Annotated in this window: 13 protein-coding genes; 10 read left to right on the top strand and 3 right to left on the bottom strand. The window is 71.8% G+C overall.

Annotated elements, in window-relative coordinates:
- The coding region (locus ACZ7EG_RS29170; protein WP_471085174.1) for a helix-turn-helix transcriptional regulator at nt 1-1,964 on the top strand (1,964 nt) is incomplete at its 5' end.
- Between the two features lie 416 nt (nt 1,965-2,380).
- Nucleotides 2,381-4,021, top strand: a complete 1,641-nt coding sequence (locus ACZ7EG_RS29165) for a sigma-70 family RNA polymerase sigma factor (RefSeq protein WP_471085171.1) — start codon at nt 2,381-2,383, stop codon at nt 4,019-4,021.
- Here ACZ7EG_RS29165 and ACZ7EG_RS29160 read toward each other — a convergent pair.
- On the bottom strand, nt 3,966-4,691 hold the full coding sequence (locus ACZ7EG_RS29160) for a glycerophosphodiester phosphodiesterase (protein WP_471085168.1): 726 nt from the start codon (nt 4,689-4,691) through the stop codon (nt 3,966-3,968). The two genes, ACZ7EG_RS29165 and ACZ7EG_RS29160, sit on opposite strands and share 56 nt — an antisense overlap.
- Complete coding sequence (locus tag ACZ7EG_RS29155) at nt 4,688-5,749, bottom strand: adenosine deaminase (RefSeq protein ID WP_471085165.1); 1,062 nt, start codon at nt 5,747-5,749, stop codon at nt 4,688-4,690. Before ACZ7EG_RS29155 ends, ACZ7EG_RS29160 begins: the two co-directional genes overlap by 4 nt.
- Nucleotides 5,750-5,991: 242 nt before the next feature.
- Here ACZ7EG_RS29155 and ACZ7EG_RS29150 point away from each other — a divergent pair, with 242 nt between their 5' ends.
- Together ACZ7EG_RS29150 and ACZ7EG_RS29145 are read left to right on the top strand one after the other, a co-directional pair.
- Nucleotides 5,992-6,681: a DUF4190 domain-containing protein gene (locus ACZ7EG_RS29150; protein WP_471085163.1), complete on the top strand. Its 690-nt coding sequence runs from the start codon at nt 5,992-5,994 to the stop codon at nt 6,679-6,681.
- A 69-nt stretch (nt 6,682-6,750) separates the two neighbouring features.
- On the top strand, nt 6,751-7,227 hold the full coding sequence (locus tag ACZ7EG_RS29145; RefSeq protein WP_471085160.1) for a DUF4190 domain-containing protein: 477 nt from the start codon (nt 6,751-6,753) through the stop codon (nt 7,225-7,227).
- A gap of 50 nt (nt 7,228-7,277) precedes the next feature.
- Here the strand turns inward: ACZ7EG_RS29145 and ACZ7EG_RS29140 are convergent, their stop codons facing one another.
- Nucleotides 7,278-7,853 (bottom strand): NADAR family protein, encoded by a 576-nt coding sequence (locus ACZ7EG_RS29140; RefSeq protein WP_471085157.1) that lies wholly within the window; start codon nt 7,851-7,853, stop codon nt 7,278-7,280.
- 199 nt (nt 7,854-8,052) lie between these two features.
- On the opposite strand from ACZ7EG_RS29140, the gene ACZ7EG_RS29135 reads away from it, so the two are divergent.
- Genes ACZ7EG_RS29135 through ACZ7EG_RS29110 form a run of 6 tightly spaced genes read left to right on the top strand, consistent with a single transcriptional unit; the run spans nt 8,053 to nt 15,210 of the window.
- Nucleotides 8,053-9,588 (top strand): gamma-aminobutyraldehyde dehydrogenase, encoded by a 1,536-nt coding sequence (locus tag ACZ7EG_RS29135; RefSeq protein ID WP_471085154.1) that lies wholly within the window; start codon nt 8,053-8,055, stop codon nt 9,586-9,588.
- Between the two features lie 56 nt (nt 9,589-9,644).
- Nucleotides 9,645-10,892: a polyamine ABC transporter substrate-binding protein gene (locus ACZ7EG_RS29130; protein WP_471085151.1), complete on the top strand. Its 1,248-nt coding sequence runs from the start codon at nt 9,645-9,647 to the stop codon at nt 10,890-10,892.
- A gap of 5 nt (nt 10,893-10,897) precedes the next feature.
- A complete protein-coding gene (locus ACZ7EG_RS29125) occupies nt 10,898-12,043 on the top strand; it encodes an ABC transporter ATP-binding protein (protein ID WP_471085148.1) in 1,146 nt (381 codons plus the stop codon).
- Entirely contained in the window at nt 12,043-12,972 is a 930-nt protein-coding gene (locus tag ACZ7EG_RS29120; RefSeq protein WP_471085145.1) for an ABC transporter permease, read from the top strand. The genes ACZ7EG_RS29125 and ACZ7EG_RS29120 overlap by 1 nt, the downstream gene beginning before the upstream one ends.
- Nucleotides 12,973-13,773 carry an ABC transporter permease gene (locus tag ACZ7EG_RS29115; RefSeq protein WP_471085142.1) on the top strand — a complete coding sequence of 267 codons (801 nt, stop codon included), beginning with the start codon at nt 12,973-12,975 and terminating at the stop codon, nt 13,771-13,773.
- Nucleotides 13,774-13,791: 18 nt separating this feature from the next.
- The gene (locus ACZ7EG_RS29110; protein WP_471085139.1) at nt 13,792-15,210 is read left to right on the top strand and encodes an NAD(P)/FAD-dependent oxidoreductase; all 1,419 of its coding nucleotides are present in this window, start codon (nt 13,792-13,794) and stop codon (nt 15,208-15,210) included.
- Nucleotides 15,211-15,217 lie beyond the last annotated feature (7 nt).

The raw sequence follows: 15,217 nt of genomic DNA, 5'->3' as shown, positions 1-15,217 counted from the left end.
GGCTCGGCGGGTTCGGACCGTCCGGTGGCGGGCGGCTCGGACCGGTCGGCAGCGGCCCCGGAGAGCCCCTGGCAGGGCTGCTCGCCGAGCTCGCCGGCGCCGATCCGGCCCGGGTGGCGGGCTGGCTCACGGCGATGACCGGGCTCGGCGTCCTGCGCACCGGACCGGACGGCCACCCCCGCTACGCCCATCCGCTGTTGCGGGACGCCGTCCTCACGGGCGTCCCCGACGCCCGGCGGCGCGCGGTGCACCGGGCCGCCGCGCAGGCGATGCTGCACCGCGGCGCCCCCACCTCGGCGGTGGCCCGGCAGCTCCTGCGGTCCGGCCCCGTGGGAGCCTCCTGGGCCCCGGCCGTGCTGCGGGACGCCGCCGCCCTCGCCCTGCGCGAGGGCCGCTCCGACCAGGCCGTCGTGTTTCTGCGCAGGGCCCTTGAGGAGCCGATCCCGGAGGACCACCGGCAGCGGACCCTGACCGAGCTGGGTTCGCTGGAGTGCGTCGGCCAAGAGCCCTCGGCCGGGATGCACCGCCTCACCGAGGCGCTGCGGCTGCACGGCACGCCGCAGGACCGGGTACGTGCCGCCGTGGCCCTCGGCACCGCGCTGGCCGGGCGTGGCCGGACCCGGGCCGCCGTGGAGGTGCTGCGCTCGGTGGACGGCCAGCTGACCGGGCACCCCGACCTGGGAGCCGCCCTGCAGACCGCGTCCGCCCTGCTGTCCGACCAGGACCAGACGGTCCGCCAGGACGTGTACCGCCGCCTCAGCGACACCGCCGAGCACGCGCCGGAACTCGTCGGCCCCGCAGCCCGGGCGCTGCTCGTGCGGTACGCCGCCACGGCCGCACTGACCTCGGCGGACGACGCGATGCGGCGGATGCGGGCCCTGCTCACCGAGCCGGCCCACCCGCTGACCGAGCCCTTCCTGCTGGGGACCGCCGCCGCGGTCGCCCAGTGGGCCGACGAACTCGACGAGGCCGACCGTCTGGTGGATCGTGGACTGGCCGGTCAGCGCCCTGACCTGCTGCACCCGATGCACGCGGCCCTGCTCAACACCCGGGCCGACATCGCCGCCGCGCGCGGCCAGTACGCGCTGCTGCCCGCCGAACGGCCCGGGCCCGCCCACGGGCCCTCCAACGTGCACGCCACCACCCTGATCGCCCTCGTGGAGACCGGCCGCACGGAGGAGGCCCGGCGCCTCGCCGACGGCTTCGACCTGCGCGAGGCGCCCGACAGCTGGGAGCTGAACCGGTTCCTGTACGCGCGGGGCGTGCAGCGGGCCGCGGCGGGTGACGCGGCCGGGGCCCTGCACGACTTCCTGGAGTGCGGTCGCCGCCAGGCGGCCCGCGACGTGGTCAGCCCGGTCGTCACCCCGTGGCGCTCCGCCGCCGCCGAGTGCCGGCTGGCCCTCGGCAGCACCCGGGAGGCGCTCGCCCTGGCCGAGGAGGAGCTGCGCCTGGCGCGGGTGTGGAGCACACCCCGCACGGTCGGCCGTGCCCTGAGGGTGCTCGGCACGGTCACCGGTGGTCGCCGGGGCCTGCACTTGGCCGAGGAGGCCGTGAGCCTCCTCACGGACGCGCCGGCCGCCGCGCAGGGCGAGCTGGTGGCCGCGCTGCTCGCGCAGGGCCGGCAGCTGACCGCCGCCGGGGAACGCGCCCGGGCCCGGGAGTGCCTGCGGACAGCGGCCCGGCACGCCGAACGCCTGGGCGCGATCCGGCTGCGGACGCTCGCGGAGGAGGCCCTGCGGGAAGGCGGGTCCCGCCGCGCCGCCACCGCCCGCACCGGCTCCGCCTCCCTCACCGGCAGCGAGCTGCGCATCGCCCGCCTGGCCGCCGAGGGGCGCACGAACACGGAGATCGCAGGTCTCCTCCACCTCGCCCGGCGCACCGTGGAGACCCATCTGACCAGCACGTACAAGAAGCTGGGCATCCGACGGCGGGCCGAGCTCGGGCAGGTGCTGAGCGAGGAGTGACGGCCGGCGCGCGTGACCGTGCTCGGCAGGCGCAGAAGCCCGCCCGCGACCGTCCTCACCCAGTGCTGAACGGGGACAGATGGCCCGCCCGCGACTGTGCTCGGGCAGGTGCTGAGCGAGGAGTGACGGCCCGCGCGTGTGACCGTGCTCGGCAGGCGCAGAAGCCCGCCCGCGACCGTCCTCACCCAGTGCTGAACGGGGACAGATGGCCCGCCCGCGACTGTGCTCGGCAGGTGCTGAACGAGGAGTGACGGCCCGCGCGCCCGACCGTGCTCAGCAGGCGCCGGACGCAAAAAGTGTTATCGCCCGGTCCGCACTCCGTCTCCACCCTGTGATCCCGGACATGGCGGGGACCCCGGGGCCGATTGAGAGGGTGCGTGCGGAACATCGGTGAACCCGGGCGTCGAGAGGCCATCGTGGACAGTCAGCACTGGAGCGCCGTCATCACGGCGGCCCAGGCCGGTGACCGGCGGGCGCTGGACGAGCTGGTCACGGGCTGGCTGCCGCTGGTCTACAACATCGTGGGCCGGGCCCTGAACGGGCACGCCGACGTCGACGACGTCGTCCAGGAGACCATGCTGCGGGCGGTCGACCACCTCGGTTCGCTGCGCGACCCGGACAGCTTCCGGTCCTGGCTCGTGGCGATCGCCATGCGGCAGATCCGCGACCGGGCCCGGCGGAAGACCCCGGACCGGCTGGAGGAGGCAGCGGCCTCCGACTTCGCAGAACTGACCGTGCTGCGACTCCAGTTGGAGGGGCAGCGGCGTGAGGTCGCCGAGGCGGCCCGGTGGCTCGACGACGAGGACCGGCACCTGCTGTCGCTGTGGTGGCTGGAGGTCGCGGGCGAACTGACCCGGCGCGAACTGGCCGCCGCCGTCGGCATCACCCGGCAGCACGCCGCCGTGCGCGTCCAGAGGATGAAGGAGCGCCTGGAGACCTCGCGCGGCATCGTCCGCGCCCTGGACGGCGCCTGCCCCGACCTGCGCGAGGTGACCGGCCGCTGGAACGGCCGGCCCGACTCGGTGTGGCGCAAGCGGCTGGCCCGGCACATCCGCGGCTGCGGCTACTGCGGCGACACCCGCGAGTCCGTCGTCCCGGCCGAACGTCTCCTGGTGGGCATCGCCCTCGTCCCGCTGCCCGTCGGCTTCACCCTGTCGCTCGCCCTCGGCGGCAAGACCGCAGCGGCCGCCGGCTCCGCAGGATGGTCCGTCAAGCTGCTCGGCGCGCTCGCCAAGCCGGCCGTCGCGATGACGGCGGGTGCGACGATCGTCGCGGGCGGCGCCTACGTCGTCACCCAGCCGCCGGACGCCCCGCCGCCCCGGGCCGCGGTCGCCCCCACGGCCACGGCGACCTCCACACCTCCGCGGCCCTCGGCCCCGCCCGCCGCCGCCCCCAAGGCCTCGCCGTCGACGAAGGAGACGACCGACCCGTACGGCACGGTCGTCGACGCCGTCGACCGCGCCCCCGACCCGAACGCCCGGCCCGCCGCCCTGCCGCGCCGCCCCGAGTCCGGCATCACCAGCACCGGCGGCCCGAAGGCCGTCATGCAGCACCGCGGCGACAGCGTGACCCTCACCGGCCGGGGCTACGTCCTGGTCCGCTGGCAGATCTCGCCCGGGTCCCGGCCCGGCGCGCTGGTCATGCCGTCCTGGACCGGCCTGAAGGGCAGGCTGTTCCACGTGGCGTCCGGCGGCTCGCGGCGGATGGACGACCCGCTGCCCGGCGCCCCCGACGGCTACGCCACCGGCATGGGCGGCCCCGCCATCGGCTACGCCGTCCTCCCGCCCGGGACCCAGCAGATGTGGCAGAACGAGTACTTCTACCTCGACGGCACCGTCACCCTCACCCAGAACGAAGGCGGCTGCGACTACGGCCTCATCGTCTTCCCGACGAACCGAAACGCCGTGGTCGAGGACATCGGCCAGGGCCCCGCCCAGGGCGCCGTCCGCTACGGGCTCGTCCGCGACACCGGCACGGACAGCGCGCCGGTGCCGCAGTACCTCACGCGCGCGACCCCGGCGGATCCGGCGACGGTGCCGCAGCACTCGCGCGTGTAGCGCACAGCACGTCGACGCGGTTCGTCGTGATCGAGTCCACGCCCGCCTCCAGCAGCCGGCGCATCGAGCGGCGGGTGTCGGGGGTCCAGACGGACAGCAGATGGCCGTCGCGGTGCACGCGCTCGGCGAGGGGCCGGTCCACCAGCGAGAAGCGGTAGTTGAGCCAGCGCGGGCGGATCGCCTCCAGCAGCACGGGCCGGGGCGGGGCCAGTGTCGTCCACGTGAGGGCGATCTCCGCGGCCGGATCCGCCGCGCGCACGGCGAGCATGGCGTCGGCGCCCGCGCAGTAGTAGACGCGGTCCGCCGCACCCGCCTCCGCCACGACGCCCATGATCCGGCGCACCGCCCGCACCTCGGGCGACCCGGGCAGGTCGATCATCACCCGGTGCCCGTCGGTCGCCGTCAGCGCCTCGGCCAGGGTCGGCACCCCGCCGCCGGTCAGCCCGCGCACCTCCTCGGACGACAGCGCGACCAGGGGCCGCTCGTGCTCCCAGAGCCGTTTCAGCGTCGCGTCGTGCAGCAGCACCGGAACACCGTCCCGGGTGAGCCGCACGTCGATCTCCACCGCGTCCGCGCCCCGGCGCAGCGCGGAACGCAGCGACGCGACGGTGTTCTCGCGGACGCGGTAGGGGTCGCCCCGGTGGGCCACGGCGACCGGGGCGGGGGTCACCGGCTGAGCCACTGCGCCGTGTACGTGTCGATCTCACCGGCGATCCGGGCCTTGCCCGCCGCGTCCAGGAAGGACGCCTCGACGGCGTTCTTCGCCAGCTCGGCCAGACCCCGCTCGTCGAGCTCCAGCAGCCGGGCGGCGACCGCGTACTCGTTGTCGAGGTCGGTGCCGAACATCGGCGGGTCGTCGGAGTTGATGGTGACGACGACCCCGGCGCGCACGAACTCCTTGATCGGGTGCTCGTCGAGGGTGCGCACCGCGCGCGTGGCGATGTTCGAGGTCGGGCACACCTCCAGGGGGATCCTGTGCTCGGCGAGGTGCGCGAGCAGCTTCGGGTCCTGCGCGGAGCTGGTGCCGTGCCCGATGCGCTCGGCCCGCAGGTGGGTCAGCGCGTCCCACACCGTCTGCGGGCCGGTCGTCTCACCGGCGTGCGGTACGGAGTGCAGGCCCGCGGCGATCGCCCGGTCGAAGTACGGCTTGAACTGCGGCCGTTCGACGCCCACCTCGGGTCCGCCGAGACCGAAGGAGACCAGGCCCTCCGGGCGCAGCCGGTCGTCGGTGGCGAGCCGGGTCGTCTCCTCGGCGGCCTCCAGGCCCGCCTCGCCCGGGATGTCGAAGCACCAGCGCAGCACGGTCCCGAACTCGGACTCGGCGGCCTTGCGGGCGTCCTCGATCGCGTCCATGAAGGCCCGCTCGTCGATGCCGCGCCGGGTGGACGAGAAGGGGGTGATGGTCAGCTCGGCGTACCGCACCTGCTGCCGGGCCAGGTCCCGGGCCACCTCGTACGTCAGCAGCCGGACGTCCTCCGGGGTGCGGATCAGGTCGACGACCGACAGGTACACGTCGATGAAGTGCGCGAAGTCGGTGAACGTGAAGTAGTCGACCAGGGCCTCGGGATCGGTCGGCACCTTCGAGTCGGGGTGGCGCGCGGCCAGTTCGGAGACGATCCGGGGGGAGGCGGATCCCACGTGGTGCACGTGCAGTTCGGCCTTGGGCAGTTCCGCGATGAACGCCGTGAGGTCGCGCGGGGCGTGGGGGTCGACGAGATGCTGGGTCAAGGTTCCTCCCCGGAACGGCGCTCCGGCCGGCGCTGGGCGGGCGGGCGCGGGTGATCGGCTGATCGATGACTCGGCTTCATCGTATGCCGCGGGCCGGCGGCGCCTTCTTTTCGGGGGCGCGGGGCTCTGCCGAGGTGCGGCGGTGCCGGGTGGGCGGGAGCAACCCCCGCCCACCCGCCCTGTGGCACGCACCGAACCGCCCCGTAGCATGACCACACGATCGACCCAGGGGGGACCGCACGATGACGGACGCGACGCAGCCCGACGGAGGCAGCCACGACCCGTGGGCGCCGCCGGAGAGCACGCCCTCGCTCGACAAGAACCAGACGCCTCAGCCGCCGTCCGTCCACGACCAGGCCACGGTCACCTCCATGCCGGGTTTCACCCCGCCGACCGGCACGCCGCAGTACGACCCGTCCGGCACGCCGCACTACGACCCGCCCGGCACCGGCACCGGCACCGGCGCCGTCCCGCCCCCGCCCGTGGCCCCCACCGGCCCCGGAGCGCCCGGCGGCTACGGCTACCCCGGCTACCCGCAGTCCGGATACACCCAGTCCGGATACACCCAGTCCGGCTACGGCTGGCCCGGTATGCCCATGGCCCCCCAGAACGGCATGGGCATCGCCGCGATGGTGCTCGGCATCGTCTCCTGCGCCCTCTTCTGCCTCTACGGCGTGGTCTCCCTGGTCACCGGCATCCTCGCCGTCGTCTTCGGCATCAAGGGCCGCAAGCGCGCCGAGGCCGGGGTGGCCACCAACCACGGTCAGGCCCAGGCCGGTCTGATCATGGGCATCATCGGGATCATCCTCGGCATCACCGTGATCGTCCTGATCGCCGTCGGCATCACGGCCGCGATCAACAGCGACAGCTCTGACGACGACCCGTACTACGGCGCCCTCGGACCGGTGGCCACCGCCCCGTCCCCCCGCTGAAACACCGGCTCTACGCGGCCGACTTGGCCACTACGATGCCCTGGTCTGACAACGGAGGGGAGATCGTCCATGTCCAACACCAATCCACCCCCCGGTGGTTTCGGCCCGCCGGCCCAGCCCCCGCAGCAGCCCCCCGGCACCCCCGGCTACGGCTATCCGCAGCAGCCCCCCGCCGCCCCGGGCTACGGCTACCCCCAGGGCGGCCCCGGCTACCCGGCCGCGCCGCCCGTGGGCTACCCGCAGGCGCCCGGCTACGGGATGCCTCCGCAGCCGAGCAACGGCATGGGGACCACGGGACTGGTGCTGGGCATCATCGGCGTGGTGTGCAGCGTGACCTTCATCATGTGGTTCTTCGGCGTGATCCTGGGCATTCTCGCGATCATCTTCGGTGCCATCGGCCGTGGCAGGGCCACCCGCGGTGAGGCCACCAACAAGGGCGCGGCGACCGCGGGTCTGGTCTGCGGCATCATCGCCACCGTGATCCTGCCGCTGCTGGGCTTCCTGCTGTTCGCCAGCATCATGGGCGGGCTCGGCGCGGCTTCCTGAACGGAGCTCCCGGAGTGCACGAGGGGTCGGTCCCGAGGACCGGCCCCTTCTCACGCGCTCGTCGTCCGCAGCCGCTCCCGCGCCTCCATCAGCGCGAACCCCAGCAGATTGGGCCCCCGCCACCGCTGCGGATCGGCCGCCGCCTCGTCGTCCGCGGCCAGCCCGATGCCCCACACCCGGTCCACGGGGCTCGCCTCCACCAGCACCCGGTCACCCGTGCCCAGCAGATACCCCAGCAACTCGGGGTGCGCGCCGAACTTGTGGACGCTGCCCTCCACGACGATCCGGAACCGCTCCCGCGCCCACACCGCCTCGTCGAACCCGCGCACCAGCCGCCCGGCCTTCTTCGCCTCGGCGGGATGCTCGGCGGCCAGCACGGCACGCTCCGCCGCCGCGTCCCCGAAGAGCCGGGCCTTGCCGGCCATCATCCAGTGCTCGGCCGTCGCGTAGGCCACGCCGTCCACGGTGAACGGCGCCGGCCACCACTGGCTCAGGCAGCTCGCCCCGATCCGGCCGTCCGGCCGCGGCCGGTGGCCCCAGAAGTGCAGATACTTGACCCTCGCCCCCGCGCGGACCGCCCTGATCAGGGCCTCCTGCGAGCCGACCGCCCCCGTGATCTTCTCCATGCACGCGAGTGTGGCACGCACCACTGACACAGCGTCCCGCCTTTTCGCGGTGAACTCGACACCTGGTCGACAGATTCCGTCGCGTAACCAAAAATCAACAACGGAATCACTTGTTGGAGTGGCACACCTCTGTCAGGATCGGCACTCAAATCGAGCCTGAGCCACGCCGGCCCCACCAGGGGACACGGAGGAGAGCGACATGCACAACCCGGGCATTGCCACCCCGGAACGATTTCCGGCCGAGGAACGCTTCGCAGAGGGCGCGCAGTACATCGCGGGCCGTCTGACCAGGGGCACCTCCGGCCGCACGCACGCGGTCGTCGACCCGGCGTCGGGCGAGGAGGTCCTCACCTACGAGCTGGCGGGCCCGGCCGACGTCGACCGGGCCGTCGCCGCCGCCCGCGCGGCCTTCCCCGGCTGGGCGGCAGCCACCCCCGGCGAGCGGTCCGACGCCCTGCACCGGTTCGCCGCGGTCCTCGCCGACCGGGCCGAGGACTTCGCCCGCGCCGAGTCGCTCCAGTGCGGCAAGCCGCTGAAGCTGACGCGCGAGTTCGACGTCCCCGGAACCATCGACAACGCCGCCTTCTTCGCCGGTGCCGCACGGCTTCTGCAGGGGCAGTCCGCCGGTGAGTACTCCGGCGACCACACCTCGTACGTCCGGCGCGAGCCCATCGGGGTCGTCGGGTCGATCGCGCCCTGGAACTACCCCCTCCAGATGGCCGCCTGGAAGATCCTCCCGGCGATCGCCGCGGGCAACACCATCGTCCTGAAGCCCGCCGAGCTCACCCCACTGACCTCGCTGCTCTTCGCCCAGGCGGCCACCGACGCCGGGATCCCGGACGGCGTGATCAACATCGTCACCGGCACCGGCAGGGAGGCCGGCGAGCACCTCGTCGGCCACCCCGACGTGGCCATGACGTCCTTCACCGGCTCCACCGCCGTCGGCAAGCGCGTCGCCGAGGTCGCCACCGCCACCGTCAAGCGCCTCCACCTGGAGCTCGGCGGCAAGGCGCCCTTCGTGGTCTTCGACGACGCCGACCTGGAGGCCGCCGCCCACGGCGCGGTCGCGGGCTCCCTCATCAACACCGGGCAGGACTGCACGGCCGCCACGCGCGCGTACGTGCAGCGGCCGCTGTACGACGCCTTCGTGGAGCGGACCGCGGCCCTCATGGAGAGCGTCCGGCTCGGCGACCCCTTCGCCGCCGGCACCGACCTCGGCCCGCTGATCTCGCACGTGCAGCGGGACCGGGTGGCCGGCTTCGTGGACCGGGCGCGCTCCTACGCGCGCGTGGTGACCGGCGGCGAGGCCCCCGAGGGAGAGCTCGCCAAGGGCGCCTACTACCGCCCCACCCTGATCGCCGACGCCGCCCAGGACAGCGAGGTCGTCCAGGCGGAGATCTTCGGTCCCGTCCTGGTCGTGCTGCCGTTCGACACCGACGACGAGGGCCTCGCTCTCGCCAACGACACCCCGTACGGTCTGGCCGCCTCCGCCTGGAGCCGGGACGTGTACCGGGCCAACCGGGCGACGCGCGAGATCAAGGCCGGCTGCGTCTGGATCAACGACCACATCCCGATCATCAGCGAGATGCCGCACGGCGGATACAAGTCCTCCGGCTACGGCAAGGACATGTCCGCGTACTCGTTCGAGGAGTACACCCAGATCAAACACGTCATGTTCGACAACACCGCGGTGGCCGAGAAGGACTGGCACCGCACCGTGTTCGGGGATCGATAGCCGTATGCAGGCCGCCTGACCAACGGCCGTCCACCCTCCGAAAGGGCACCACGCGCATGGAGCAGTACGAGCCCGACCGCCTGTCCGCGGCCCAAGTGGCCGCCATGAGGCGCAGTTTCAAGAACGGCAGGGCCGCCCTCACCCGGCGGTCACTGCTGCGCGCCTCCGCGGGCGGGGCGCTCGCGGCCGGCGGACTGGGGACGCTGAGCGCCTGCGGCATCCCGGCGGCCGGTCAGTCGAAGGGCGGCGTCTCGGCCGAGGACCACTCGGCCGAGGAGAAGACGGTGAACTTCTCCAACTGGACCGAGTACATGGACGTCGACGACAGCGGCAAGCACCACCCGACGCTGGACCGGTTCGCGAAACGCACCGGCATCAAGGTCAAGTACACCGAGGACATCAACGACAACAACGAGTTCTTCGGCAAGATCAAGCCGCAGCTCGCCGCGGGGCAGGACACCGGCCGCGACATCATCGTCCTCACCGACTGGCTGGCCGCCCGCCTCATCCGCCTCGGCTGGGTGCAAAAGCTCGACCCGAGCAACCTGCCGCACGCCTACGCCAACCTGTCGGCCCAGTTCCGCAGCCCCGACTGGGACCCGGGCCGCGCCTACTCGTACGTCTGGCAGGGCATCTCGACCGTCATCGCGTACAACAAGAAGGCCCTCGACGGCGTCGAGGTGAAGTCGATATCCGACCTGCTCGACAACCCCAAGCTCAAGGGGCGGGTCGGCTTCCTGTCGGAGATGCGCGACAGCATCGGCATGACCCTGCTCGACATGGGCAAGGACCCGGCCGACTTCACCGCCGACGACTACGACGCCGCCATCGCGCGGCTCCAGAAGGCCGTCGACAAGGGCCAGATCCGCCGCTTCACCGGCAACGACTACACCTCGGACCTGACCAGCGGCGACTTCGCGGCCTGTGTCGCCTGGGCCGGTGACGTCGTCCAGCTCAAGGCGGACAGCCCCGACATCGACTTCCTCATCCCCGACAGCGGCTACGTGACGTCGACCGACAACCTGCTGATCCCCAACAAGGCCCGGCACAAGACCAACGCCGAGCGGCTCATCGACTTCTACTACGAGCCGAAGGCCGCCGCCGAACTCGCCGCGTACATCAACTACGTGTGCCCGGTCGACGGTGTGAAGGCCGAGCTGGAGAAGATCGACGAGGACGCGGCGAACAACCCGCTGATCATTCCCGACAAGGCCATGGCCGCGAAGTCGCACGCCTTCCGCTCGCTGAGCTCGAAGGAAGAGACCGAGTTCGAGGCGAAGTTCGCGAAGCTGACGGGGGCGTGACCACCATGACGAACAAGACAGACCCCAGCGGCGACGTCCGCCTCACCGGCATCGCCAAGACCTACGGCGCCTTCACCGCCGTCCACCCGCTCGACCTGACCGTGCCGCAGGGCTCCTTCTTCGCCCTGCTCGGCGCCTCCGGCTGCGGCAAGACCACCACCCTGCGCATGATCGCCGGGCTGGAGGAACCTTCCGCCGGCACCGTCTTCCTGGGTGACCAGGACGTGACCGCACTCCCGCCGTACAAGCGGCCGGTGAACACGGTCTTCCAGTCCTACGCCCTCTTCCCGCACCTCGACATCTTCGAGAACGTCGCCTTCGGCCTGCGCCGGCGCGGATGGAAGTCGGTGAAGAAGCAGGTCGAGGAGATGCTCGACCTGGTCCAGCTCGGCGAGCAGGCCCGCAAGAAGCCGCACCAGCTCTCCGGCGGCCAGCAGCAGCGCGTCGCCGTGGCCCGCGCGCTGATCAACCACCCCAAGGTGCTCCTGCTCGACGAGCCGCTCGGCGCCCTCGACCTGAAGCTGCGCCGCCAGATGCAGCTGGAGCTCAAACGCATCCAGACCGAGGTCGGCATCACCTTCATCCACGTCACCCACGACCAGGAGGAGGCCATGACCATGGCCGACACGGTCGCCGTGATGAACGCGGGCCGCGTCGAGCAACTGGGCGCCCCGACCGACCTCTACGAGAACCCGCGCACCACGTTCGTCGCCAACTTCCTCGGCACCTCCAACTTCATCGAGGCCGAGGTCGACTCCAAGAGCGGTGACGAGATCGTGCTGAAGGCGGGCGGCGGCAAGCTCGTCCTGCCCGAGGCGCGCTGTTCCGCCTCCACGACGACCGGCGGCAGGGTGCTGGTCGGTGTGCGCCCGGAGAAGATCTCCCTCACCCACGCCGACGACGCGGGCGAGATACCCGAGGGCCGCAACCGGATCACGGGCCGGATCGCCGACTCCAGTTTCATCGGCGTCTGCACGCAGTACGTCGTCGACAGCCCGGTCTGCTCCGACTTCGAGGTCTACGCCCAGAACATCGACCGCGACCCCCGCCTGGTACCCGGCGCCGAGGTCGTCCTGCACTGGAACCCGGCCCACACCTTCGGCCTGGACGCGGCCCAGGACGCCGATGCCGGAGTGGAAGAGGCGGCCTGATGAGCACACTCACCGAGGCGCCACCGCCGCTCGCGCCGCAAGCGCCCGAGCCGAAGCCCCCGAAGCGCCGGGGCCGCTGGACGCCGTACTGGCTGCTGCTGCCCGGCATCCTCTGGCTGGTCGTCTTCTTCGCGCTGCCGATGGTCTACCAGGCCTCCACGTCCGTGCAGACGGGCTCCCTGGAGCAGGGCTACGAGGTCACCTGGCACTTCGCCACGTACTGGGACGCGCTGTCCGCGTACTGGCCGCAGTTCGTCCGCTCCGTGCTCTACGCGGGCACGGCGACGATCCTGTGCCTGCTGCTCGGTTACCCGCTGGCGTATCTGATCGCCTTCCGCGCGGGCCGCTGGAAGAACCTGATCATGATCCTGGTGATCGCGCCCTTCTTCACCAGCTTCCTGATCCGCACGCTCGCCTGGAAGACGATCCTCGCGGACGGCGGCCCGGTCGTCGGCGCGCTCAACACGCTGCACGTCCTGGACGTCACCAACTGGCTCGGCATGACCGCGGGCGACCGCGTCCTGGCCACTCCGCTCGCGGTGGTCTGCGGTCTGACGTACAACTTCCTGCCGTTCATGATCCTGCCGCTCTACACCTCGCTGGAGCGCATCGACGGCCGGCTCCACGAGGCCGCCGGGGACCTGTACGCCCGCCCCTCGACCACCTTCCGCAAGGTCACCTTCCCGCTGTCGATGCCGGGTGTCGTCTCCGGCACGCTGCTGACCTTCATCCCGGCGGCCGGTGACTACGTGAACGCCGATCTCCTCGGCTCCACCGACACCCGCATGGTCGGCAACGTCATCCAGACGCAGTTCCTGAGAGTCCTCGACTATCCGACGGCCGCGGCGCTCTCCTTCATCCTCATGGCGGCCATCCTGTTCATGGTCACCCTCTACATCCGCAGGTCCGGGACGGAGGATCTGGTCTAAATGCCCTTCGTCAACTGGCTCAAGAGAAATCTCGTCGTCCTGGCGGGACTGCTGACCCTCGGCTATCTGCTCCTGCCGAACGTCGTCGTGACGGTGTTCTCCTTCAACAAACCGAAGGGGCGCTTCAACTACGAATGGCAGCAGTTCTCGCTGGACGCCTGGAAAGACCCGTGCGGGGTCTCCGGACTGTGCGACTCGCTGTCCCTCAGCCTCCAGATCGCCGTCTGGGCGACGCTCGGCGCCACGCTCCTCGGCACCCTGATCGCCTTCGCACTGGTCCGCTACCGGTTCCGCGCCCGGGGCGCCGTGAACTCGCTGATCTTCCTGCCGATGGCGATGCCCGAGGTCGTCATGGCCGCCTCGCTGCTCACCCTGTTCCTCAACATGGGCGCCGAGCTCGGCTTCTGGACGATCCTCATCGCCCACATCATGTTCTGCCTGAGTTTCGTCGTCACGGCCGTCAAGGCACGCGTGATGTCGATGGATCCAAAACTGGAGGAGGCGGCACGCGACCTGTACGCGGGCCCGTTCCAGACCTTCGTGCGGGTCACGCTGCCCATCGCGGCACCCGGCATCGCGGCGGGCGCCCTGCTCGCCTTCGCGCTCTCCTTCGACGACTTCATCATCACCAATTTCAACGCCGGCTCGACCGTCACGTTCCCCATGTTCGTCTGGGGCTCGGCGCAGCGCGGAACGCCCGTCCAGATCAATGTCATCGGCACGACCATGTTCGTGGTCGCCGTGCTGTTCGTGCTGGTTTCCATGATCGCCGGAAACCGCCGCAACAGGCACAAGGCATAACCGTAGGGAGTTGACATCATGGCCCCGAGCGCCATGAATCAGTGGACCCGTTCGCTTTCCGACGCCCAGCCGGTCCCGTACTGGCTGGACGACCCCGGCCGGCCCCGCTCCGAACCCGCCCTCACCACCTCCGAGACCTGCGACCTGCTGGTCGTCGGGGGCGGCTACAGCGGCCTGTGGACGGCGCTGCTCGCCAAGGAGCGCGACCCCGGCCGGGACGTGGTGCTGGTGGAGGGCCGCGAGGTGGGCTGGGCCGCCTCCGGCCGCAACGGCGGATTCTGCGCCGCCTCCCTGACCCACGGCCTGCCCAACGGCCTCGCCCGCTGGCCCGACGAGATCCACACGCTCCAGCAGCTGGGCGAGCGCAACCTTGACGCCATCGAGGCCGCCGTCGCCCGGCACTCCCTCGACTGCGACTTCGAGCGCACCGGCGAGATCGACGTGGCCACCGAGCCCTACCAGGCGCGCGAACTGCGTGAGTGGCACGAGGAGACGTCCCGCCGGGGACTGGCCGAAGGCGTCGAGTTCCTGGACGCCGACGCCGTACGGGAGCAGGTGAACTCACCCACCTTCCAGGCCGGCCTGTGGGACCGCAGGGGCGTCGCCATGCTGCACCCGGCCAAGCTCGCCTGGGGCCTGAAGCGGGCCTGCCGGGAGCTGGGCGTGCGCGTCTACGAGAACACCCCCGCCCTGACCCTGAAGCCGTACGGCGCGGGCATGGCCGTGCGCACCCCCTACGGCCGGATCCGCGCCCGTCAGGTCGCCCTCGGGACCAACATCTTCCCGAACCTGGTCAGACGCGTGCGCTCGTACACCGTCCCGGTCTACGACTACGCCCTGATGACCGAGCCGCTCACCGCCGAGCAGCTCGGCTCGATCGGCTGGAAGAACCGCCAGGGCCTCGGCGACAGCGCCAACCAGTTCCACTACTTCCGCCTGTCCGCCGACAACCGGATCCTCTGGGGCGGCTATGACGCGATCTACCCCTACGGCGGCCGCGTCCGCGCCGAGTACGACGACCGTCCCGAGACCTACGCCAAGCTCGCCGGTCACTTCTTCACCTGCTTCCCGCAACTGGAGGGCGTCCGCTTCAGCCACGCCTGGGGCGGCGCGATCGACACCTGCTCCCGCTTCTCGGCGTTCTTCGGCACCGCCCACCAGGGCAAGGTGGCCTACGCGGCCGGGTACACCGGCCTCGGAGTCGGCGCCACGCGCTTCGGCGCCGACGTGATGCTGGACCTGCTGAGCGGGGAGCGCACCGAGCGCACGGAACTGGAGATGGTGCGCAAGAAGCCGCTGCCGTTCCCGCCCGAGCCGTTCGCCTGGACCGGCATCGCCCTCACCAAGTGGTCACTGGCCCGCGCCGACGCCCAGGGCGGCCGCCGCAACCTGTGGCTGCGCACGATGGACCGGTTGGGGCTGGGATTCGACAGCTGACCGACCG

The sequence above is a fragment of the Streptomyces sp. NPDC037100 genome, from assembly GCF_055606225.1.
This window is presented reverse-complemented; position numbering and strand designations above follow the sequence as displayed.